Origin of the sequence: Thermococcus camini, assembly GCF_904067545.1 — an archaeon.
GTDB classification, from domain to species: Archaea; Methanobacteriota_B; Thermococci; order Thermococcales; family Thermococcaceae; genus Thermococcus; species Thermococcus camini.
Genome location: NZ_LR881183.1, coordinates 1,180,413 through 1,200,287, shown reverse-complemented (window position 1 = coordinate 1,200,287; position 19,875 = coordinate 1,180,413). Strand labels below are relative to the sequence as shown.

The following is a 19,875-nucleotide window of genomic DNA, read 5'->3' as shown; positions in this document are numbered from 1 at the left end:
CCAAAGAGATGGGGTTGGGGCGAAAAATGGAAAGGTTCACTCGAGCGTGACCTCGTTCTCCCAGAGGCCGTGGATGTTGCAGTAGCTGAGGGCGTAGAGCTTGCCTTTCTTCTGAGTCTTAAAGAAGAACACTGCCCTCGGCTCGGTGAGTGGATCACTGTGGTTGGTGAATGCAACCCTGCCGACGAGAATCGGGAAGTTCTCTCCCTCTGGGTGGAAGTAGAGCTCGATCCAGGCTATGTGGTGCTCCGGGGTGTTCGGGTGCGGTATCTCCTTGCCGACGCTGACCTCGACCTTCACGAGGTCGCCGTCCTTCTCGTACTCTATAACGGGGACGTGCTTCTCCCCCTTCCAGTCTCCACTCTTTATGGTTCCGCTAAGCATCTCGACCACCTCACTCTATCTTTTCAAACATGTCTTTTGGAGCGCCGCAGAGCGGGCAGACCCAGTCCTCCGGAAGATCCTCAAACTTGGTTCCCGGTTCAACCCCGCTGTCCGGGTCGCCCTCGTCCTCATCGTAGATGTATCCACAAACTATACACTTCCATTTGGCCATTTCTTTCACCACCCTAATGTTATTAGTCCGCCCTTATAAGGTTTGTGGTTCAAACCTGGGAAATGGAAAAACGAAAACTCATTCAAAAACCACGAACTTCTCTCTTGGCGCTCCACAGACCGGGCAGTACTCCGGGACCTCATCAACTGCTGTGTATCCGCAGACAGGGCAGATGTAGACCTTCTTTATTTCGATGTCCTTCCCGCTCTCGGCGAGCTCCTTAGCCTTGGCGTAAAGCTCCGCGTGTATCTTCTCGGCTTCCAGGGCGTAGTGGGTCGTCCTCACCGCGTCCTTCTCACCCTGGAATTCCGCGGTGTTTTTGAAGACGGGATACATCTCCTCGACCTCGTAGGTCTCGCCGTCTATGCCCACCTGTAGGTTCTCGGGCGTCTTTCCGAGCTTTCCTAAGGCTATGAAGTGGTTCTTGGCATGTACGAACTCGGCGTGGGCTATAGCCCTAAAGAGCTTGGCCACGTTCGGATATCCCTCTCTTTCGGCCTGCTCTGCAAAAATCAGGTACCTCATGTGGGCCATGCTTTCGCCGGCGAATGCATCCTCTAAGAACTTTCGGGTCATTTTTTTCTCCACTACCATACGGTACCACCAACAAAACGGTGCTGCACTGACATCTTCGGATTCGGAGTATATAACGATTTTCTAAACCAAAGGTTTGAGGGAGCTCCCGATTCAGTCAACGGGCAGTCCCCCTTTAATCACCTTTTCGAGCCGGAACGCTTTCTTTATGTTACCCATGACAACTGCACCGACGGTTTTGTCTCCCTCGCGGAAGACCTTGGCACTCTCATCGAGCCATTCGCCTTTTCCCTTCGTCCGTCCGATGAGGGCCACGCTGAAGTCGGCGAACTTGAAGAACGCTGACCTGAAGGGCTTATAGCTCTCGTCGGTACCTTTAAGTATCCTGGCAAGGACTTTTGCCTGTTCTACCGCTCCTTTGGCGGTCCCTTCGATGGTTCCGTTCAGCTCTGCGCAGTCCCCTATAGCGTAAACGTTCCTGGCCGAGGTCCTAAAGTGGTCGTCCACCAGTATTCCCCTTCCGGTGTGGATACCGCTCCTCAGGGCAAGTTCTTTGTTAGGCACTACCCCAAAGGCGCAGACCTTCAGCCTGCCCTTGATGTAGCCCTTATCCGTTTTCAGGCCATCTTCATCAGCTCCTAAGGCCCCCGTTTCAAGGTGGAACTCGACGCCAACGTCCTCAAGTTTTTCTTTAATGATCCCGCTCAGCTCACCATCCAAACCGAGGAGGGTCTTTCTCCTGTGAACGAGCCGAACAGTGTAGCCTGCTTTGGAGAGGTTTCCAGCCAGTTCGAGCGCTATGAATCCCCCGCCGAGGATCGTTATTTCCCCTTCCTCTTCAAGGCGTCCCCTTATCAGCCTCGCGTCTTTTAGGGTTCTGAGCGTTAAAATATGCTCTCCCCCCGGAATCACCGGTTCCCTGGCCCTCGCTCCGGTTGCCATGACGAGGATGTCGTAGGGTACTTCGCCTTTGTCGGTCACGAGGACCTTGCGGGATCTGTCGATAAGCTTCGCCTCCGTCCCGAGGAGCAGGTTTATCCCTTTTTTCTCGTACCAGTTCATGGAGTACGGGAAGAGCTTCTCCTCAGGGATGAAACCGGCTATGTAGTGGCTCAGCATAGGCTTGGAGTAGTGCGGGATGTTTTCTTTTTCCACCACTGTTACGTCGAACTCCCCGGCCAGGAGCCTGGCCAGCTCAACGCCCCCGGGCCCGTTTCCGACTATGACGAGTCTCACACCCTCACCTCACCGTCTGGTGCGTGGGCCGAGGTAAAGCTCGAGCTGGGCGCCGAAGAACTCGATTGGTGCGTTCACGTATTCCGGCTGCCCATTGGTCACGTCTTCTAGATACTCAACGTGGCTCCTTATTGCGGCATAGTGGGCCTTTTCCTGAGCCGCCAGGAAGCCGAATATTCCCCTGTGTTCGGGCAATATTTCGCTTAGATGGCTGTATATCCTCTCGGCAGTTTTCTCATTAACGAGGGCAACACGCATTGCTTCGATGAGGTTTACAACGGTGTCCACCTTCACTGACGTCTCGGCGAAGGGTATCCCTTCCGGGACAGCATAGCTGGTGTCCCCGAAGAGATCTTCGTGGAGCTTCAGCAGTATCTTCCTGTGGCTGGCTTCCGCCTTGGCGAGATCCCTGAAGAAGTCTCCGAGGACTTCGCCGCTTTTTGCCGCCAGGGTCTCATAGAACTGTTTTGCATCCTCCTCCGAGGCAATGGCGTAGCCCAGTATCTCCTTGGGGGAGAGCTGGGCAAGTTTATCAAGAACATCTTCCACCTGCATCACCATTTTTATGTTTTGCGTTGAGGTATTTAAATTATAGGTTTGAGAAAAGAAAAGCCTCATCATGAGATCCACGCCACGAGTTTCCTGACACCCTCCCTGAGCCGCTCCTCGTCCTCAGGCCTTGGCATCCCCCTGCTCTCGACGGTGTCAACGTGGTCGAACTTGCTCCTCGTGATAAGGGTCTCTATCTTCTTACCCGCAACGCCGGCCCAGCCGAAGGCCCCGACGATGAGCACGGGCTTCTCGTAGTTGGCCTTGTCCACTATCTCGTAGAGGGCATAGCGTATGCGTGGGTGTATCTCCGCCTCATAGGTCGAGGCGCCGATGATTATCGCCTCACTGTCGGGGACTTCGCCGAGAATGTCGCTTACCGCGGGGGCTTCCTTGTCCGTGAACCGGTAGACGACGGGCTTCAGCCCGTGCTTCCTCAGCTCGTCGAGGACTATCTCCATCCTCCGCTCCACAAAGCCGTACATGGAGTCGTAGAGCACCAGAACCTTGCCCTTCGTGACCTTCCCCGCTCCGACGGCCTCGTAGTGCTCGAATATCCTGGCGGGGTTCTTCCGCCAGATGAGCCCGTGGCCGGGGAGTATCATTCTCGCCTCCTCTACTATCCCGAGCCCCTTGAGCTTCTTGATGTTCTGGACGATGTACTTGTGGTAGTGGCCTATGACGGTCACTATGTATTTCGTCACGTGGGGCAGGTATTCCTCCACAACCTTTTCGTCGCTGTCGTCTATGGCGTTCGGTATTCCATAGCCGCCGCCGGCGTCGCAGCTGAATATGAGCCTGTCCTCAACGGCGTATGTTATCATCGTGTCCGGCCAGTGGAGCCAGGGGACGGTTATGAAGCGGAAGGTTCTCCCGCCAATTTGAATCTCCTCTCCGTCCTTGATTGTGTGGAAGTTCTCAACGACTTTCTCGCCGTAGAAGCCTTCTAAGAAGCGCTTTGCAAAGCTCGTGCCTATGAGCTTGGCTTTATAGCCGTTGGCTTCAAGGAAAGCAGGCAGTGCCCCGGTGTGGTCGGGTTCAGTGTGGTGAACAACCACGTGGGTTATCTCCTCTGGATCGACCAGCTTTCTGAGGGCCTTCATGAAGAGGTCGGTGTATTCGGCCTTGCTAAGGTCGAAGAGAATCGTCGCACCCTCAAGCTTCATCAGGTAAGCGTTGTAGGTTATGCCCTCGGGAATGTCCCAGGTGGCCTCGAAGTACCTTATCCTGTCGTCATCGACCCGGATTATGTAGAGCTCCGGATCGTCAAGAATCCTCTCAACTTTCACATCGGGCATTTCTATCACCGAACCTATTTAGTGCGGGGACATAAAAAGTCTTTCTTGACCAAAAAGTTAAGGACAGAATTGGGTAGGATTAAATTTAAATGGGTCAGGCGAAGGTAACGCTCCTGTCCTTCAGCGAGCGGTTGAGCAGGTCGGCGTGCTCGAGGGTAACCTGGTACTCGGCTATCTTCTCGAGCTTGAGCTCCTCGCCGTCGAGGAGTATCCTGTTGACGTAGACCTTGCCCTCGTCGAAGCCTACTGTATAGACGAAGAGGTCCTTCTTGCTCAGGTACTCCTTTATCTTCTCGTCATTGAGAGCCTCGCTGAGTCCACCTGCTGCGAAAATCCTGACGTGGACGACGAACGCTCCAGGAACGTCCTTCTCAGCGAACTGCCTCAGAGTTTCGACGAATATCTCCTTGGTCTCCTCTATCGGCGTCTCACCGCCGAACTGAAGAACCGTGACCTGGGGGGCAAAGGCCTTGACGCGTTCCGCTATGTCCTCTTCCTTGCCCTTCTCGGCCAGGAAGTGGTAGGTAACGCCCCCGCTGAGGGTTATGAAGGTCGCCTCGGTGGCCGTTGCGATGCTGGAGCAGATGATGTTTTTGCTGGCAACGACGGCCACCTTGTTGAGGCCCAGATCCGCGAGGGCCTTTCCTACCAGCCTCCCGGTCAGGGCTCTAAGATAGATCTCCTCCTCGAAGGTCGTCTTTGCCATCACCACACCCCCATACACAATTCTGTGGGTTTGTTCTCGGTTTTGAGTAGGAACGTTCGGAAATATAACTCTTTCGGTTTCCCTAATTTACTTTTGTGTCCCTAAAAATTCAAACTTAAAACCCCAGCGATAAGCTGAGGTTTAAAGGATAAACTTAAGAGGTTTGGCTTCCAAATAAAATCGGTGATGAAGATGCTGAGCGAAAGAATGCTCAAGGCCCTCAACGAGCAGGTGACGAAGGAAATCTTCTCCGCTTACTTTTACCTCGCCATAGCGGCCTACTTCAAGGACAAGGGCTTCGATGGCTTTGCAAACTGGATGGAGGCTCAGGCCGAGGAGGAACTCGGCCACGCGCTGAGGATATACGACTACATCTTCGACCGCGGCGGAAAGGTCGAGCTTGAGAGGATAGAAAAGCCCAAGGGGGACTTCACCAGCCCGCTGAAGGCCTTCGAAGCGGTTTACCTCCATGAGGTCGGCGTTACCGAGTCGATATACAAGCTCGTGGAGATAGCAGAGGAGGAAAAGGACCGTGCCACATACCAGTTCCTTCAGTGGTTCATCGAGGAGCAGGTGGAGGAAGAGGCAACGGCCAAGGCGATAGTGGACAAGCTGAAGATTATCGGCGACAACCCTCAGGGCCTTTTCATGCTCGACAGGGAGCTTGGCCAGAGGCAGGCGAGGCTCAGGAGCCTGTTAGTCCAGTCGGGGCAGTGATTTCTTTTCTTCCATTTGTTTCGGCGGTAGAAATATAAATAAAGGAATTCACGCCTTCAGAAGTCCAAGGATCTCCCCTAAGTCTGGCACTTCCCTTATCGGGTAGACCTTGAAGAACGCAACCTTTCCTTCTTCGTCTATGAGGACGTTTGCCCTCTCTGAGAAGCCCTCCTTTTCGCGGAACAGGCCGTAGAGCTTCGCAACAGCTCCGTGTGGCCAGAAGTCGCTCAGAATCCTGAGCTTTTTAAGACCGATGTGTTCGGCCCAGGCCTTCTTGCTCGGCACGGCGTCGACGCTTATCCCGACGGGGACAACGTTCAGACTCTCAAAGCGTTCGTAGTTCTCCTCCAGGGCCTTCATCTGCTTCTCGCATATCCCAGTCCACGCCAGCGGGTGGAAGGACAGCAGAACCTTCTTTCCCCTAAAATCGCTCATCCTGAAATCCTCACCGTTCTGGTCTCTAAGAACGAAATCCGGGGCTTCTTCCCCAATCTTCATCGTGGTGCACCTCCAGTGCTCTCAAACAGAAAAAATGAAAGATTCCTCAGGCCCTCTTGCCCTCGAAGAACTTCTCAACGAGGTCGAGTCTCGGCTCGCGCTTCCAGAGGGGTCTCTTGTCCACCCTATAAGCCGGAACGCTCTCCTCAAAGGTCGGCTTCTCGTTGACGTAAAAGATTCCCAGGGGGAGCGGATCCTCCTCCAGGGCCCTCTTAAAGGCCTCCTCCCTGTCGAAGGGCCCACCCTCCAGCCAGTAGGTGTGCTCCCTGTACCAGGCGTAGGTGTTCACCTTGTTGAAGCTGACGCACGGGTGGAGAATGTCAACTATCGCGAGACCTTTATGCTGGATTGCCTTCTTGATTATCTCGACGCTCTCACGGAAGTAGCCCATGAAGGTTCTGGCGACAAAGGAGGCGTTCATGGCTATCGCCAGCGCGATTGGATTGAAAGGCTCTTCAAAGACTCCCCCGGGCTGGGTAGGTGTCTTCATTCCGACCATCGTCGTCGGCGACGCCTGTCCCTTCGTGAGGCCGTATATCTGGTTGTCGTGGATTAGGACGGTTATGTCCGGGTTCCTCCTTATCGCGTGGAGCAGGTGGTTGCCACCTTCGGCGTACATGTCGCCGTCTCCGCCCTCTGCTATGACCGTCAGCTCGGGGTTTGCCGCCTTGACACCGGTCGCTATCGGTATCGCCCTGCCGTGGAGCGTGTGGTAGCCGTTGGCGTTGATGTAGTGTGGCATCTTAGCTGCCTGTCCGATTCCACTGATTATTGCCACCTGGCTCGGCTTCAGACCAAGCTCAGCTAAGGCTGAGATAAGAATGTTCCTTATGCCGAAGTTTCCACAGCCGGGACACCAGGCGACGTCCTTGCTGGTCGGCCTCCTGGGCTCAAAGGCCTCCCTGCCGGTTGGGAGGTTCATTCTACCACCCCCTTCAGGGCATCAAAAACCTCTTCCACCGAGAATGGCCTCCCGTCGTACTTCAGAACGCGGTGATGGATTTCGACGCCGAGTTCTTTTTTCAGAAGGTCTGCGAACTGGCCGGTGACGTTGTTTTCCACAACGATTACCCTCTTGCCTTCGAAGAACCGCTTTGTCTCGGGGTTGAGTGGATAAACCCAGCTGAAGTGGAGCAAAGCAACGTCGTCCCTCCCGAGCTCCTCAAGGGCCTCCTCAACCGGGTGGAGCGTCGAGCCCCAGGAAATCACAAGGTACCTGGCGTTTTCACTTCCGAAGAGCTTCGGCAGGGGTGCGTTCTTTCTTATCGTTTCGAGCTTTTTAACTGCCCTCTTCTCCTGCATTTTCCTTGTAAGCTCGGCATCCTCGGTAATATCGCCCCACTCGTCGTGCTCGTTGCCGTTGGCTATGACTACTTCCTCACCGTAGCCCGGGACGGCCCTCGGCGAGATCCCGTCCTCGGTCAGCTCGTACCTCCTATAGCCTGGCCTTGCCTCGACGATATGCTTCTCGAACCTCACCTTCCCCAGCTCTGGCTTTGGCAGGTTGTAGTAGGTGTCCACGAAGTACTGGTCAGTGAGGATTATGACCGGAACCTGGTATTTGTCAGCTAAATTGAAGGCCTCAGCAGTTAGGTAGAACGCCTCCTCCATGCTTCCAGGTGCGAGGATTATCCTCGGAAAGTCGCCGTGGCCCGCGTAGAGGACGAGGTTTAGGTCACCCTGCATTGTCCTTGTCGGCAGGCCCGTCGCGGGTCCGGGTCTTTGAGCCAAGTGTATGACTATCGGGTTCTCAGCCATTCCGGCAAGGCTTAAAGCCTCGCTCATCAGGGCGAAGCCGCCGCCGGAGGTGCTCACCATCGCCCTTGCTCCCGCGAACCACGCTCCGAGGGCCATGTTTATCGCCGAAATCTCGTCCTCGACCTGCTCGACTATTATCCCGAACTCTTCCGCCTTCTGTGCAGCGAAGGTCGAGACGCCAGTTGAGGGGCTCATAGGGTAGAAGCTAAGGAAGTTCATGCCTCCGGCGAGAGCACCTATTCCTACAGCTTCGGTCCCGCTGAGCAGGATTTCTTCCCTGACCTTCTCGTCTCTCCCGACTTCGACCCTTATCGTCCCTTCCTCGCAGAGCTTAACGCCCAGCTCGTAGCCTTTTTTAGCGGCTTCAATGTTCTTGTTCACGACGTTCTCACCCTTGCTCCCGAAGCGCTTCCTTATGTACTCCTCGACTGCCCCAAAGTCGCCGTGGAAGAGGCCGACTATTAGGCCTGCTGCGGTCGTGTTGATGTAGAGCTGGCTTCCCGTTTCGAGGGCGAGCTTCGTGAGGGGCACTTCCACGAGGTTTACCCTTTCAAGGAACTCTTCCTCGACGTTCTCCCTCTCTCCGAGGACGACGGTCTCCTTGGAGAGCCTGTCGGAGACCCAGCTCAGAACACCCTGTTTGAAGGGAACGAGGATGTCTATTCTCTTCACGAAGGCCCTGACGCGTCTGGAAGAAACGCGTATCTCGGTGGTGTTTATCCCGCCCCTCACGCGGGACATGTACTCCTTGTTTGCATAGACGTGGTAGCCGGAGCGCTTTAGGGCGTAGGTCAGAATCCCCTCGACGGTCTGAATCCCCTGCCCGGCCGCTCCACCGAGAACTATAGAAACCTCACCGCGGAACTCAGACATAGTGCATTACCCCCGCAGACCTTCTACAGGGAGTCCGTGTCCCAATCAACCCCATCAGAAGTTCGAGCACAAAACGAAAACCCTTTCGGGCAGATTTTGGAACAAACTTGTTCATTTGTATCCACCATGACGTAATAATGCGCAAAACTATATAAAGATTACCGATGTATTTGGGTTGGCTGATCGATATGAACCGAGAAGAAAATGAACCTGAGGTTGCAATCTTTGCGGGCGGCTGCTTCTGGTGCATGGAAGAGGCCTTTGAGAGGCTTCCCGGAGTGGTTGATGCCATCGCTGGCTATACCGGTGGCTTCGTTGAGAACCCGACCTATGAACTGGTCTCAACCGGTGAAACCGGCCATCGCGAGGCAGTTAAGATCCTCTACGACCCCTCAGAAGTCTCCTACGAGAGGCTCCTCGAAGTCTTCTGGAGGAACATAGATCCAACAGACCCCTACGGCCAGTTCGCCGACAGGGGCGAGCAGTACAGAACGGCGATTTTCTACCTCAACGAGGAGCAAAGGGAACTGGCTGAAGAATCAAGGAGAAGGCTTGAACTCTCGGGAATCTTCGATGAACCCATAGTTACCGAGATACTTCCAGCTAAAAAGTTTTATCCAGCTGAAAAATACCACCAGGGTTATTACCTTACCTTTCCGGAGCACTACAAACGCTACAAGCTCTACTCCGGAAGGCTGGGCTTCATAAAGTCCGTCTGGGAGAAGAACGCCCATTTTCGTCTCTTTCCTGAGAGGGAGCGCTACTGGCTCGGATGGGCCAAGCCCTCAGCTTCAGAGCTGAAGAACTCCCTAACTCCCCTCCAGTATGGGGTAACACAGCTTGGAATGACAGAACCTGCCTTCCAGAACGAATACTGGAACCATTATGAGGAGGGCATTTACGTAGATGTGGTTTCAGGTGAGCCGCTCTTCAGCTCCCTCGACAAGTTTGACTCGGGAACTGGGTGGCCGAGCTTTACGAAACCCCTTGAGGAGTGGGCGGTAGTTGAGGCAAAAGAGTGCGAGGGCTTCCTCTGTGGGAAAGAAGTCAGAAGCCGCTTCGCAGATTCACACCTCGGCCACGTCTTCCACGAGCCAACGTCACCCTGGAAGCGCTACTGCATAAACTCCGCCGCGCTGAGATTCATCAAAAGGGAAGATCTTGAAAAATACGGCTACATAGCCTACGAGGAATTCTTCAAATAAAAAAGAGTCAGAGCTCCTCTATGACTCCCCTAACGACCTCAAGGGGCTCCTTGATAATCTCCAGCACGTCGTCGGCGGTGTTTATGGCAACGTAGGTCTCGCCGTCCTTCCGGTAGAAGAGCACAGGGCACGGTGCAAAGGAGCCTATCTCGTAGTCCTTTTTGGTCATCTCGTAGAATATCTTGGGGTTGCAGACCCAGAGAATCCTGTAGGGCTCCATATCGACACCGACCTTGGCCCTGACGACGTCGCTCGGAGTAAACTCAAGCACAACCTTGTAGCCCTTCTCCTCCAGCTTTGCCTTAAACTTCTCCTCGGCCTCCTTGAGGCCCAGGCTGAGTTTCCTCCTGTACCTGTACATCAGACCACCTCCCTCAAAGCTGTGAGAGCGATTCGAATAGGGAGCTCCAGAGCTTGAGAGGCGTGAGCTCGGTCAGCATCAGCAGGCCGAGAAGTATCAGGATCACCCCAAGAGCTTGCTCCCACCTTGCCCTGCTCCTTCCGCTCAGGGAGAGCCTTCCGGACAGGAACTTTTTGTTCACCCACTCGCCGAGATCCTTCGATGCCGTCAGCAGGTAAACTGTGAGACCCATTCCGAGGCCGTAGGTGCCCATGACGATGACCCCGCTCAGCGTGTCCCCGCTCAGGGCGGCAGTTATCACCGCGAAGCCGACGTAAGGCGCTATGCACCCGAGCCAAGTGGTTCCTAACGCCGAACCGAGGGCGAAGTCGTAGGCTATGCCCTTCTTCCCAGCCACCCTGTCGGTGGGGGAGAAGCTGAGGAACCTCTCCACCCCTGCGCTGATTCTCTCACTAACAAAGCTCGCGCCTATGATGATAAAGCCGATCCCACCGATGAGGTAGAGCGCCCCCTGTATCTGGGAGGCGTAGCCGCCGAGGCTGCCTACGAGGGCACCGAGCAGGGCGAAGGAGGCCACCATCCCCGCTATTACCGCCTCGACCTTCCTCCTGGCGAATGTCAGGGAAAGCGCTCCGACTATGACCGGCAAAACACAGGGCGAGAAGACGCTGACGATCCCGGCTGAGAATATCGGCAGGAGTACGGCCAGGCCGAGGTTGCTCTTCTCGCTGGGGTTTCCTGAAAGGTCCTCCGTCTGGGGCTTTTGTCCACTGGGCTGAGTGGTGGCCTGAGGTTCCTCCCCTTCAGTAGCTTTCTCCAGGAAGTATGCTAATCCATCGGGGTTCAGAGCGCCTACCGCTACCCCCTTCAGAACCATGGTCCCGTTAACGGCCTTGAAAACGACCATGGTTGGCGTTCCCGGGACGCCGACGCTTATCTCCTCTCCGGGCGTTTTGGGTCTGTAGTAGCCGGCGTTGTCCGGCTGGATGACTATCACCGGGCTGTAAACCTTATACCGGAGCGTCGTTATCGGGCGGCCTTTGTAAACGTCCACCGAGACAAGTACGAACCCGTTAAGGGCCTTTTCAGCTGTGGTAGTTGGGAAGACACTCGTTTTCATGTACTGACAGGCGGGACAGCTCTCGGAGTGGTAAAATACGAAGAAGTATCTCCCTCCGTTCGAGGAGACAAGCTCACGGAGTTCCTTTTCGGTCGTGACGTCATGAAAAGAGAGGTTACCGTATTTGACGGTTCCCGCGCTGACCAGCGGTATGAGAAGCGATAGGACTACCAGCATTAAAAGCGCCCTGCGCACTCTTTTCACCTGAAAAGAGATTGAGGGGGTGGTTAAAAAGCCTTTTTTTTTGAAGCTTTTTTCATCAAAACGTCATCGGGACGTAGCCCTCCTCAAGCCTTTCCGCTATTATCCTCCCGACGTACTCAACCTTCGTGTACTTCTCCAGAGGCCCCACAAAGCCCTCGACCTCGGCTATTCTCCTGCACGCCGTTGGGGTTCTGCCCATTTCTGCCAGCTTTTTTATCCATTGTATGAAGAGCCCGTCGCCCTCTGCCACCGCCCTCTCCGCCGGTCCGAAGAGTATGACCTCAATATCCTCAGCCCAGCCGTTTTTTATCGCGTTGACCGCCCACATGAACCCCGGGAGGGCCCTTTCGTCCGGGCTCGTGATTATCACGAGAACCTTCACCATCTACACACCCCCTCCCACCGCAGTCTCCAGCTCCTCCATGTTCCTCACGGAGATCTCGACCTTCCCCGCTATGACGTTTATGTTGCCGCAGTCGTACTTGGCGCACAGGCCGAGGCAGCCCTCGACGCTTACCTCGTAGCCTTTTCGTTTCAGTATTGAGACAACATCATCGAGACGCTCCCCTGCGCAGAACCTGCACACCCTCGCGGTTGGAAATACGTTGCATCCATTTTCGCCCATGGACACCACCAACGGTTTATACTCTGGCCGCTTTATGGCGTTTATTTTTTGCGCCTTGGAAAATTAAACAGAAAAGCAGTTGACAATATGAAGTCACTTCCAGGGTTTGCCAAAGCGGTTGAGGCTCACCTTGTCCCACTCGAAAACCTCATCGCCGTGGGGAGGCTTGTTCTCAGCTGGATAGCCGATTCCGATTATGCAGAGGACGCGGTAGTTTTCCGGGATCCCCAAAAGCTCCCTCACGTAGTCCTCGGCGGTTCTTCTTTCATCGTGCATCCTGTTCCGTATCTGAACCCAGAAGGAGCTCAGCCCCAGGTCGAACGCCGCCAGCTGTATGTGTTCCGCCGCTATGCTGGAATCCTCCACCCAGACGTCGCTCCGGCTTTCGTCCGCTGTGATAACTATCGCCAGAGGAGCCGTTGCCAGACCGGAGGCGCCGAGCTTGGCCTTTGAGAGTGCCAGGAGCTTTTCCCTCTCGTCAACCACGATGAAGTGCCAGGGCCTCCTGTTGAACGAGCTCGGCGACAGAAAGGCCGCTTGGAGGAGCTTCTCGACAAGTTCCCTCGGAACGGGCTTGTTCTGAAACCTCCTGACGCTCCGCCTTCTCCTGATCACATCGAAGAACTCCATGCCACCACCGAGGAGGATTTCCTGGAACCCGCTTAATACACTTTCCCAGCTTTGGAATTTCCCAGAACTGTCCAGAACTTTTGGTTTTCAAAAGCCTTTTTTGAAGCCTTTAAAACTTCCCAATGGTGAGAGCATGGAGCTAAGGATGGACTTTTCGAGGCACTTCCCGATCATAGGAATCGAGGGGCAGAGAAAGCTGAGCGAGAGCACGGTAGCGGTGGTTGGGGCAGGCGCACTGGGGAGCTGGGAGGTTTACTTCCTCCACAAGCTCGGCGTTGGAAGGATTGTAGTCATCGACAGGGACTTTGTGGACGAGAGCGACCTTCCGAGGACGATATACACCAAGGAGGACGTCGGGAAGCCGAAGGTGGAAGTCCTCAAGGAGCGCTTTGGAGTAACCGGCCACTTCGAGGACCTGAACCCTGGGACGGTAGGTCTCCTCGACGAGGCCGACCTGATAATCGACGGGACGGACAACATCTACACGAGGCAGGTGATAAACGACTATGCAATAAAGACCGAAAAGCCGTGGATTTACGTCGGTGTCCTCTCAACATACGGCAACATAATGCCGATAATCCCAGGAAAGACCGCCTGCTTCCGGTGCCTGATGCCAAGGCTCCCTGAGAGGCCCCTTCCGACCTGCGCGATAGCCGGAATAATGAGCTACGTCCCGAGCTTCGCGGCATCACTGGCCGTTGCCCTGGCGGCAAAGATTCTGCTCGGCGAAGAGGTTGAAAGCGAGCTGTTCTTCTTCGACCTCAAGAGCATGGACTTCGAGAAGGTCAGGATACCGAGGAGGGAGGACTGCCCCGCCTGTGTGAGGAGGGAGCTCACTTTCCTAGAGAAGAGGATAAAGATAGAGCGCATGTGCGACGGCTCTATACAGGTGACGCCCCCCATGCCCATGAGCATAAACCTCGACGAGTTCGCGGAGAGGCTTGAAAAGCTCGGAATCGAGTACCTGAAGACGAGCCAGTTCATTCAGTTCGAGGACGACTACGCCGAGATACTGGTGTTCAAGACGGGCAGGATGGTAATCCGCGGTGCCGAAGACGAGAAAGAAGCCAAGAACTTCTTCGCCCGCTACCTGGGTGGTTGAAGTGATAATCGTGCGCTACGGCGAGGTCGGCATCAAGGGCGGCAAGAGGAGGGAGTTCGAGAGGAAGCTGAGGGACAACATACTCGCCGCTCTGAGGAGGAGGGGGGTAGACGGGAAGGCGAGGATAATCAGGGGGCGTATACTGGTCGATGCCCCCGACGAAACAGCCCAAATAATCGCCAAAGTCCCCGGCGTCGTCTCTGTGTCCCCTGCGAAGGAGATGGAGTACGAAGAGGTTCCCGCCTACCTGAGGGGGGCTCTAAAGGGACTGAGTCCAAAAAGCTTCAAGGTCGAAACCCAGAGGCTCGACAAGACCTTCCTAAAGACCTCCGTGGAGATAAACCGCGAGATCGGGGCATTTATCGTTGAGAACTTCGGCTGGAAGGTCGACCTCAAAAACCCCGAGCTGGTCGTTGGGATAGAGATAATAGCCGGGAAGGCATACGTGTTCCTCGAAAAGCTCAGGGGCGTTGGCGGCCTGCCGGTTGGCACGCAGGGAAAGGTCGTCGTCCTGCTCAGCGGCGGCATTGACTCACCCGTTGCCGCTTTCCTCATGCTCAAGAGGGGCGCAGAGGTCATCGCGGTGCACTTTGACCAGGGGCTGAACGCGAGGAACATCGTCGAGAAGGTCGTCGACATACTGGAAGACTACTCCCCCGAGCCGATAGAGCTCATAGTCGAGAACCACTTCGAGATACTGAAGCCCTACGTCAGGGCTCTCATCAGGGCGAGAAAGGGGGAGTGGACGTGCGTCGTCTGCAAGGTGGCAATGCTGAGGCGCGCCGCTGAGATAGCGAGGGAAAGGGGCGCCCTCGGCATAGTGACCGGCGACAGCCTCGGACAGGTTGCCAGTCAAACCCTCTCGAACCTGTATTTTGAGACGATGAGCGTCCGCTTCCCGGTTCACAGGCCCCTCCTCGGCATGGACAAGGAGGAGATAGTGGTGATAGCCAGGAGGATCGGGACATACCAGGCTTTCCTTGAGTACCCCTACTGCGACTGCCCCTTCCGGCCGGAGAGGGTCGTTACGGGCGGAAAGCTTGAGGAGTTTCAGCGCGTGCTTGAGGTGCTGGAGCGGGAAGGGGTATCTGAATTGGGGTAGCTCGAATCCTTTACTCAAATTTGTGGAGAAAGGTTTTAAAAGTGGGCTTTTCTACCCAAATACGGGTAAAGAAGAAAGGTGATGCTCATGCTGAAAGTGGAAAATCTCCATGTTAAGGTTGCCGATAGGGAAATCCTGAAGGGGGTGGACTTTGAACTCACATCGGGCGAGCTCCACGTCGTCATGGGGCCGAACGGCAGCGGAAAGTCCACGTTGGCTTTGACGATAGCGGGACATCCAAAGTACAGTGTCACAGACGGAAAGATACTGTTCGATGGGGTTGATATAACCGGAGCAAAGCCCGAGGAGAGGGCCAGGAAGGGCATCTTCCTCAGCTTCCAGCACCCGGTTGAGGTGGAAGGGGTAAAGGTCATCAACTTCCTCCAGAGGACTCTGAAGAACCTCAGAGGTATAGACGAGGTCGAGGCCTACGACATGATATTCAAGGCCGTTGAGGAGCTCGGCTTTGATAGTTCGATTCTCTCCAGAGAGCTCAACGTAGGCTTTTCAGGCGGTGAAAGGAAGAAGCTTGAGATGCTTCAGGCTTATCTCGTAAGGCCAAGGCTCCTGATCCTCGACGAGCCGGACAGCGGAGTTGATGTGGATTCCCTCAAGGTCATCGCGGGGATTATAGCCAAGCTGCACAGCGAGGGGACGGCGATACTCCTAATCACCCACTACGGAAGGATTCTGGAGTACCTGAACCCCCAGAGGGTGCACGTGCTGAAGGACGGAAAGCTGGTGGTTTCTGGAGGAGTGGAGCTTGTAAAGCTCATAGAGGAGAAGGGCTTCGCGGCGGTGGAGGACAATGGGACAGCAGTCAAGGCTTGAGGAGATACTCAAGGCCGGCTCGCTTGAGGAGATACTAGGGACGGCTGTTCCCTACCCCAAGGAGATAGAGCTCCGCGGTGAAATCACCGAGGACGTCATCAGGGAGATATCCCGCATAAAAAATGAACCGGACTGGATGCTCAGGCACCGCCTGAAGGCCCTTGAGCTGTTCCAGAAGCTCCCGATGCCCAAATGGGTGGTAGGGATAGAGGAGCTTGACCTTGAGAGCTTCTCCCTATACTCAAAGCCCGAAGTGGGGAGTGAAGTTAGGGACTGGGACGATTTACCTGAGAACATCAGGAAGACCTTTGAGAGGTTAAACATTCCGGAGATAGAAAAGAGGTTTCTATCGGGCCTCACCGCTGTTTTCGACAGCGAGAGCGTTTACTCCCAGCTCAAGGAGGAGTTCGAGAAGAAGGGCATCATTATGGTGCCCATGGAAGAAGCCGTTCAGAAGTATCCTGACCTTGTGAAGAGGTACTTCGGCAAGGTCTTCCCCCCTGGAGAGCACAAGTTTTCCGCCCTACACCACGCCCTCTGGAGCGGTGGGGCGTTTGTCTACATCCCAAAGGGAGTCAGGGTGCCCTTCCCGATAGAGGCCTTCTTTGTCATAGGCTCTGCGTTAGAGGGACAGTTCGAGCACACACTCCTCATAGCGGACGAGGGAAGCTACGTCCACTTCATTGAGGGCTGTTCAGCGCCGATGTACAAGGGCTTCTCATTCCACGACGGTATGGTCGAGATATATGCCCACAGAAATGCCACCGTCAAGTTCACCACAATACAGAACTGGAGCAGGAACGTCATCAACTTCAACAACAAGAGGGCAATCATAGAGGAAAACGCCTACGTCGAGTGGATAGAGGGAAGCATCGGAAGCCACATAACCTACACATATCCATCGAGCGTCCTTAAGGGCGAGGGAGCAAGGACGGCTCAGTACGTCGTCTCGCTGAGCAACGGGCCCTTCATGAAGGACACGGGGGCAAAAACATGGCACCTGGCTCCGAATACAAGCTCAAAGATAGTTTCCAAGAGCATAAGCGCCAACGGCGGCATAAACATATATCGCGGGCTGGTGAGGATTCTCAAGGGCGCGAAGAACTCCACCGCGACGGTCTCGTGTGACTCGCTAATCCTCGACGAGGAGAGCAGAGCCTACACCTATCCGCACAACCAGAGCGACGAGCCTACAGCGAGCATAATCCACGAGGCAACGACCGGGAAGCTCGGCGAGGACAAGCTCTTCTACATGAACTCGCGCGGTATAAGTGAGGAAGAGGCCAAGAGCCTCATAGTCCTTGGCTTCATCAGCGAGATACTGGAGGGGCTGCCCTTCGAGTACGTCGAGGTTCTCAAGAAGGTCATAGAGCTTGAGTTCAGCGAGGTCGGGGGTGTTGGCTGATGTTCATTGAGAGGGAAGCACTCGAAAGGCTAACCTACCAGAAGTACGGCGACAGCCCAACCATAAAGAGCTACACCAAGTGGAAGCTCTTCGAGGAGAACTCGCCGCTCAAACTGCCGACAGAGGCGGAAGCAGGGGACGTTCCGATAAAGGGGCACGTCGTTTTATCGGGAAGCGATGCCGAGTTTAGCCTTCCGTCCGGTGTTGAGCTGAGCGAGGGGACTTTAGGCCTCTCCCAGCCCGAAGAGTCGAGAATCCTCGGCTTCCACTTCTACGCCCTCCGGAAAGCCTACCGGCTTAGGATTACCGGGGATCTGGTGGAGCCCCTTGTCATAGTCTCCCACCTCTCGGCAAAAGCCTTCATCAGCCACCACATAAGCATCGAGGCCGAGAACGTCAGGGCCCCGATAATAATCTACGACATGGCCGAGGAAGGGACGAAGTCCCTCGTGGTCGAGCTCAAAGCTAAGAACGCCGAGCTTGAAGTCCTTACCGTTGGAAGGCACGGCTCTCTATCCCACTACCTCCTCAGGGCAAGCCTTGGGGGAGGAACCAGAGTTAAGGCATTCACGGTCATAAGCGCCGGGGAAATGAGCCACCATCGCGAGGACTACTCCCTTGAAGGGGCAAAGAGTGAGTTAATACTCAGGGGAATGCCGATAGCCATTGGAAGCTCGGTGGACTACCTCACCAACGTCCTCCAGTACGGCGAAAGGAGCAAAAGCGAGACGAGGGTTCACGGGTTCTCCTACGAGAACGGCTGGACTGTCCACAGGGGGGTTGCGAAGGTCTTTGAGAGTGCCAGGAACTCATCGAGCGGTGTGATCTCTCAGATAACCATAATGGACGAGGGTTCACTCGGCGTCAGCGTGCCGATGCTTGAGGTAGATACAGGAGAGATTGAGTCGGCCTTCCACTCATCAGCCGTTAGACAGTTTGACGAGGACGCCCTGTTCTACCTGAGGTCGAGGGGACTCGACAGCGACGAGGCAATGAGCCTCTTCGTCCACGGTATCGGAGAGGCATTAAGCAGTCACCTCGAAAGGCTGAGGAGCAAGGCCAGAAGCGCCACCGTGGAGCTCGTTGGGGAGCTCCTATGAACTCTCTTTTATCTCCATTACGACGAAAGCTTTAAATCCTAATCGTGATTAGTACTAATCATGATTAGTGAATTTATTGACCGTGAAAACGAGCTTAAGTTGCTTGAAGAGCAGTGGGCGAATCTTCCTTCGTTTGTGGTTTTATACGGGAGGCGGAGGACGGGAAAAACCCGGCTTCTGGTTGAGTTTTCAAAGAGGAAGCGGGCGTTCTTTCACACATTTATGGAGGATACACGGGAAAGACAGATCAGGAAACTCCGGGAGGAACTGGCCTCATTTTTCAATGATGAGCTGTTTCTGAGCCTCGACGACTGGTATTCCCTGTTCAAGTACCTATCATTAAAAATCGAGGAAAAAACGTTGATAATCCTCGACGAGTTCAGCTACGCCCTCAAGAGTGACAGGACGATACTAAGTGCCCTGCAGAGGGCCTGGGATCATGACCTCTCAAGAAAGCCGGTTATGCTGGTTTTGTCCGGCTCGCTCATAGGCATGATGGTTGATGAAGTCCTCAGTTATTCCTCCCCCCTCTACGGCAGGAGAACCGCAAGTTTTCGACTCAGACCCCTTACCGTCTTTGATTCACTTAAGTTCTTCAGCAATTTTAGAACTGGTCTGGAGCTGTACATGCTCATCGGAGGCATTCCCTCTTACCTTATAGTGGCTTCCAGGTACAGGGACACCGGAACGTTTGTCGAGGAAACCTTTCTGAAGCCGGAGGGCTTCTTCTACGACGAGCCATATATCCTCCTCTCAGGGGAACTCAGGGAGCTGAAGACTTACTTCTCCATACTCTCCGCGATGGCTCACGGGAAAACCAGGCCCTCGGAGATAGCAAGCTACGCCGGGCTGGAGGGGAGAAAAGTGTATCCCTATCTGGAGAACCTCATCCGCCTCGGTTTTGTGGAAAGGGAACTGCCGGTTGCAAAAAAGGAGAAGCGCGGTATCTACAGGCTAAAAGACCCGATGCTGCTCACATGGTTTTCGATAGTGCCCAAAAACAGGACGGGCATAGAGCTGGGTCTCGTGACTTACGACGACGTTAAAGAAGACCTCCAGAGGATTCTGGGGGTTCGCTTTGAAGACGTTGCGAGGGAGTTTCTGATCGAGCTGAACAAGGCTGAGAAGCTGCCTTTTAAGTTCACCCGGATAGGCTGCTGGTGGCACAGGGGCGAGGAAATCGACCTGGTGGCGGTGGAAGGCAATATGAAAAAAGTCCTTCTTGTGGAAGTAAAGTGGAAAGACATGAGAAAACGGGAAGCCCGTGGAGTTCTGAAAGATTTGAAAAGGAAGTTCAAGCTTATGGGCCTCGAAGGATGGGAGGCGTATTTTGGTCTCATGGCAAGGAAAGTTGAGGGAAAAGGGGGTCTGAAGGAAGAGGGTTTTAACGTGTGGGATCTTGATGATCTTGAGGTTCCGCGAGGTTAACACTTCCACTTTCACACCCAAGATTGTTTAATACTGT

23 protein-coding genes are annotated in these 19,875 nt (G+C 54.7%); 8 read left to right on the top strand and 15 right to left on the bottom strand.

Features of this window, described 5'->3' with window-relative positions; all coding sequences use genetic code 11:
* Positions 1-36 precede the first annotated feature (36 nt).
* The 7 genes from TIRI35C_RS06510 to TIRI35C_RS06480 form a co-directional block, all read right to left on the bottom strand.
* The gene (locus TIRI35C_RS06510; RefSeq protein WP_188202209.1) at positions 37-384 is read right to left on the bottom strand and encodes a class II SORL domain-containing protein; all 348 of its coding nucleotides are present in this window, start codon (positions 382-384) and stop codon (positions 37-39) included.
* Positions 385-394: 10 nt separating this feature from the next.
* A complete protein-coding gene (rd, locus tag TIRI35C_RS06505; protein ID WP_167892729.1) occupies positions 395-556 on the bottom strand; it encodes a rubredoxin in 162 nt (53 codons plus the stop codon).
* Positions 557-634: 78 nt separating this feature from the next.
* Positions 635-1,150, bottom strand: a complete 516-nt coding sequence (locus TIRI35C_RS06500) for a rubrerythrin family protein (RefSeq protein WP_188202208.1) — start codon at positions 1,148-1,150, stop codon at positions 635-637.
* A gap of 93 nt (positions 1,151-1,243) precedes the next feature.
* Entirely contained in the window at positions 1,244-2,326 is a 1,083-nt protein-coding gene (locus TIRI35C_RS06495) for an NAD(P)/FAD-dependent oxidoreductase (RefSeq protein ID WP_188202207.1), read from the bottom strand.
* 9 nt (positions 2,327-2,335) lie between these two features.
* Complete coding sequence (locus TIRI35C_RS06490) at positions 2,336-2,881, bottom strand: ferritin-like domain-containing protein (protein WP_188202206.1); 546 nt, start codon at positions 2,879-2,881, stop codon at positions 2,336-2,338.
* 62 nt (positions 2,882-2,943) lie between these two features.
* Positions 2,944-4,173 carry an FprA family A-type flavoprotein gene (locus tag TIRI35C_RS06485; protein WP_188203092.1) on the bottom strand — a complete coding sequence of 410 codons (1,230 nt, stop codon included), beginning with the start codon at positions 4,171-4,173 and terminating at the stop codon, positions 2,944-2,946.
* A 94-nt stretch (positions 4,174-4,267) separates the two neighbouring features.
* A complete protein-coding gene (locus TIRI35C_RS06480) occupies positions 4,268-4,879 on the bottom strand; it encodes a hypothetical protein (RefSeq protein ID WP_188202205.1) in 612 nt (203 codons plus the stop codon).
* 192 nt (positions 4,880-5,071) lie between these two features.
* Here TIRI35C_RS06480 and TIRI35C_RS06475 point away from each other — a divergent pair, with 192 nt between their 5' ends.
* On the top strand, positions 5,072-5,596 hold the full coding sequence (locus tag TIRI35C_RS06475; RefSeq protein ID WP_167892726.1) for a ferritin: 525 nt from the start codon (positions 5,072-5,074) through the stop codon (positions 5,594-5,596).
* A gap of 48 nt (positions 5,597-5,644) precedes the next feature.
* Here TIRI35C_RS06475 and TIRI35C_RS06470 read toward each other — a convergent pair whose 3' ends face one another.
* From TIRI35C_RS06470 to TIRI35C_RS06460, 3 genes are read right to left on the bottom strand one after another with little or no spacing between them, the layout of a single operon-like run.
* Positions 5,645-6,094 (bottom strand): peroxiredoxin, encoded by a 450-nt coding sequence (locus TIRI35C_RS06470; RefSeq protein ID WP_188202204.1) that lies wholly within the window; start codon positions 6,092-6,094, stop codon positions 5,645-5,647.
* 46 nt (positions 6,095-6,140) lie between these two features.
* Positions 6,141-7,016, bottom strand: coding sequence for a thiamine pyrophosphate-dependent enzyme (locus tag TIRI35C_RS06465; RefSeq protein ID WP_188202203.1), 876 nt, complete (start codon positions 7,014-7,016; stop codon positions 6,141-6,143).
* Positions 7,013-8,725, bottom strand: coding sequence for a 2-oxoacid:acceptor oxidoreductase subunit alpha (locus tag TIRI35C_RS06460; protein ID WP_188202202.1), 1,713 nt, complete (start codon positions 8,723-8,725; stop codon positions 7,013-7,015). The genes TIRI35C_RS06465 and TIRI35C_RS06460 overlap by 4 nt, the downstream gene beginning before the upstream one ends.
* Before the next feature lie 188 nt (positions 8,726-8,913).
* Between TIRI35C_RS06460 and msrA the strand changes: the two genes are divergently transcribed.
* The gene (gene msrA, locus TIRI35C_RS06455) at positions 8,914-9,930 is read left to right on the top strand and encodes a peptide-methionine (S)-S-oxide reductase MsrA (protein WP_188202201.1); all 1,017 of its coding nucleotides are present in this window, start codon (positions 8,914-8,916) and stop codon (positions 9,928-9,930) included.
* A 7-nt stretch (positions 9,931-9,937) separates the two neighbouring features.
* Here the strand turns inward: msrA and TIRI35C_RS06450 are convergent, their stop codons facing one another.
* The 5 genes from TIRI35C_RS06450 to TIRI35C_RS06430 all read right to left on the bottom strand — a co-directional run bounded on the left by TIRI35C_RS06450 (position 9,938) and on the right by TIRI35C_RS06430 (position 12,870).
* Positions 9,938-10,291, bottom strand: a complete 354-nt coding sequence (locus tag TIRI35C_RS06450) for a DUF302 domain-containing protein (RefSeq protein WP_055429760.1) — start codon at positions 10,289-10,291, stop codon at positions 9,938-9,940.
* 13 nt (positions 10,292-10,304) lie between these two features.
* Positions 10,305-11,606 (bottom strand): cytochrome c biogenesis protein, encoded by a 1,302-nt coding sequence (locus tag TIRI35C_RS06445; protein ID WP_188203091.1) that lies wholly within the window; start codon positions 11,604-11,606, stop codon positions 10,305-10,307.
* Between the two features lie 64 nt (positions 11,607-11,670).
* On the bottom strand, positions 11,671-12,000 hold the full coding sequence (locus TIRI35C_RS06440) for a hypothetical protein (RefSeq protein WP_188202200.1): 330 nt from the start codon (positions 11,998-12,000) through the stop codon (positions 11,671-11,673).
* Positions 12,001-12,240 (bottom strand): hypothetical protein, encoded by a 240-nt coding sequence (locus TIRI35C_RS06435; protein ID WP_188202199.1) that lies wholly within the window; start codon positions 12,238-12,240, stop codon positions 12,001-12,003. It lies immediately after the preceding gene.
* A 93-nt stretch (positions 12,241-12,333) separates the two neighbouring features.
* A complete protein-coding gene (locus tag TIRI35C_RS06430) occupies positions 12,334-12,870 on the bottom strand; it encodes a nitroreductase family protein (RefSeq protein WP_188202198.1) in 537 nt (178 codons plus the stop codon).
* A 133-nt stretch (positions 12,871-13,003) separates the two neighbouring features.
* Here TIRI35C_RS06430 and TIRI35C_RS06425 point away from each other — a divergent pair, with 133 nt between their 5' ends.
* From TIRI35C_RS06425 to TIRI35C_RS06400, 6 genes are all read left to right on the top strand, one after another.
* Complete coding sequence (locus TIRI35C_RS06425; protein WP_188202197.1) at positions 13,004-13,972, top strand: ThiF family adenylyltransferase; 969 nt, start codon at positions 13,004-13,006, stop codon at positions 13,970-13,972.
* A gap of 1 nt (position 13,973) precedes the next feature.
* The gene (gene thiI / locus TIRI35C_RS06420) at positions 13,974-15,074 is read left to right on the top strand and encodes a tRNA uracil 4-sulfurtransferase ThiI (RefSeq protein ID WP_188202196.1); all 1,101 of its coding nucleotides are present in this window, start codon (positions 13,974-13,976) and stop codon (positions 15,072-15,074) included.
* An 87-nt stretch (positions 15,075-15,161) separates the two neighbouring features.
* Positions 15,162-15,905, top strand: coding sequence for a Fe-S cluster assembly ATPase SufC (sufC, locus tag TIRI35C_RS06415; RefSeq protein WP_188203090.1), 744 nt, complete (start codon positions 15,162-15,164; stop codon positions 15,903-15,905).
* Positions 15,883-17,310, top strand: coding sequence for a Fe-S cluster assembly protein SufB (gene sufB / locus TIRI35C_RS06410; protein ID WP_188202195.1), 1,428 nt, complete (start codon positions 15,883-15,885; stop codon positions 17,308-17,310). The genes sufC and sufB overlap by 23 nt, the downstream gene beginning before the upstream one ends.
* Complete coding sequence (locus tag TIRI35C_RS06405; protein WP_188202194.1) at positions 17,310-18,410, top strand: SufD family Fe-S cluster assembly protein; 1,101 nt, start codon at positions 17,310-17,312, stop codon at positions 18,408-18,410. The genes sufB and TIRI35C_RS06405 overlap by 1 nt, the downstream gene beginning before the upstream one ends.
* A 60-nt stretch (positions 18,411-18,470) precedes the next feature.
* Complete coding sequence (locus TIRI35C_RS06400) at positions 18,471-19,838, top strand: ATP-binding protein (protein ID WP_188202193.1); 1,368 nt, start codon at positions 18,471-18,473, stop codon at positions 19,836-19,838.
* The last annotated feature ends 37 nt before the right edge of the window (positions 19,839-19,875 follow it).

Coding starts and splice junctions, on each gene's coding strand:
- TIRI35C_RS06435 (WP_188202199.1), bottom strand. CDS start 12,240: ATGGGCGAAAATGGATGCAACGTATTTCCAACCGCGAGGGTGTGCAGG.
- TIRI35C_RS06490 (WP_188202206.1), bottom strand. CDS start 2,881: ATGCAGGTGGAAGATGTTCTTGATAAACTTGCCCAGCTCTCCCCCAAG.
- TIRI35C_RS06430 (WP_188202198.1), bottom strand. CDS start 12,870: ATGGAGTTCTTCGATGTGATCAGGAGAAGGCGGAGCGTCAGGAGGTTT.
- sufB (WP_188202195.1), top strand. CDS start 15,883: ATGGGACAGCAGTCAAGGCTTGAGGAGATACTCAAGGCCGGCTCGCTT.
- TIRI35C_RS06450 (WP_055429760.1), bottom strand. CDS start 10,291: ATGTACAGGTACAGGAGGAAACTCAGCCTGGGCCTCAAGGAGGCCGAG.
- TIRI35C_RS06480 (WP_188202205.1), bottom strand. CDS start 4,879: ATGGCAAAGACGACCTTCGAGGAGGAGATCTATCTTAGAGCCCTGACC.
- TIRI35C_RS06425 (WP_188202197.1), top strand. CDS start 13,004: ATGGAGCTAAGGATGGACTTTTCGAGGCACTTCCCGATCATAGGAATC.
- TIRI35C_RS06400 (WP_188202193.1), top strand. CDS start 18,471: ATGATTAGTGAATTTATTGACCGTGAAAACGAGCTTAAGTTGCTTGAA.
- rd (WP_167892729.1), bottom strand. CDS start 556: ATGGCCAAATGGAAGTGTATAGTTTGTGGATACATCTACGATGAGGAC.
- TIRI35C_RS06405 (WP_188202194.1), top strand. CDS start 17,310: ATGTTCATTGAGAGGGAAGCACTCGAAAGGCTAACCTACCAGAAGTAC.
- TIRI35C_RS06465 (WP_188202203.1), bottom strand. CDS start 7,016: ATGAACCTCCCAACCGGCAGGGAGGCCTTTGAGCCCAGGAGGCCGACC.
- TIRI35C_RS06475 (WP_167892726.1), top strand. CDS start 5,072: ATGCTGAGCGAAAGAATGCTCAAGGCCCTCAACGAGCAGGTGACGAAG.
- TIRI35C_RS06500 (WP_188202208.1), bottom strand. CDS start 1,150: ATGGTAGTGGAGAAAAAAATGACCCGAAAGTTCTTAGAGGATGCATTC.
- TIRI35C_RS06485 (WP_188203092.1), bottom strand. CDS start 4,173: ATGCCCGATGTGAAAGTTGAGAGGATTCTTGACGATCCGGAGCTCTAC.
- sufC (WP_188203090.1), top strand. CDS start 15,162: ATGCTGAAAGTGGAAAATCTCCATGTTAAGGTTGCCGATAGGGAAATC.
- TIRI35C_RS06470 (WP_188202204.1), bottom strand. CDS start 6,094: ATGAAGATTGGGGAAGAAGCCCCGGATTTCGTTCTTAGAGACCAGAAC.
- TIRI35C_RS06460 (WP_188202202.1), bottom strand. CDS start 8,725: ATGTCTGAGTTCCGCGGTGAGGTTTCTATAGTTCTCGGTGGAGCGGCC.
- TIRI35C_RS06510 (WP_188202209.1), bottom strand. CDS start 384: ATGCTTAGCGGAACCATAAAGAGTGGAGACTGGAAGGGGGAGAAGCAC.
- TIRI35C_RS06440 (WP_188202200.1), bottom strand. CDS start 12,000: ATGGTGAAGGTTCTCGTGATAATCACGAGCCCGGACGAAAGGGCCCTC.
- msrA (WP_188202201.1), top strand. CDS start 8,914: ATGAACCGAGAAGAAAATGAACCTGAGGTTGCAATCTTTGCGGGCGGC.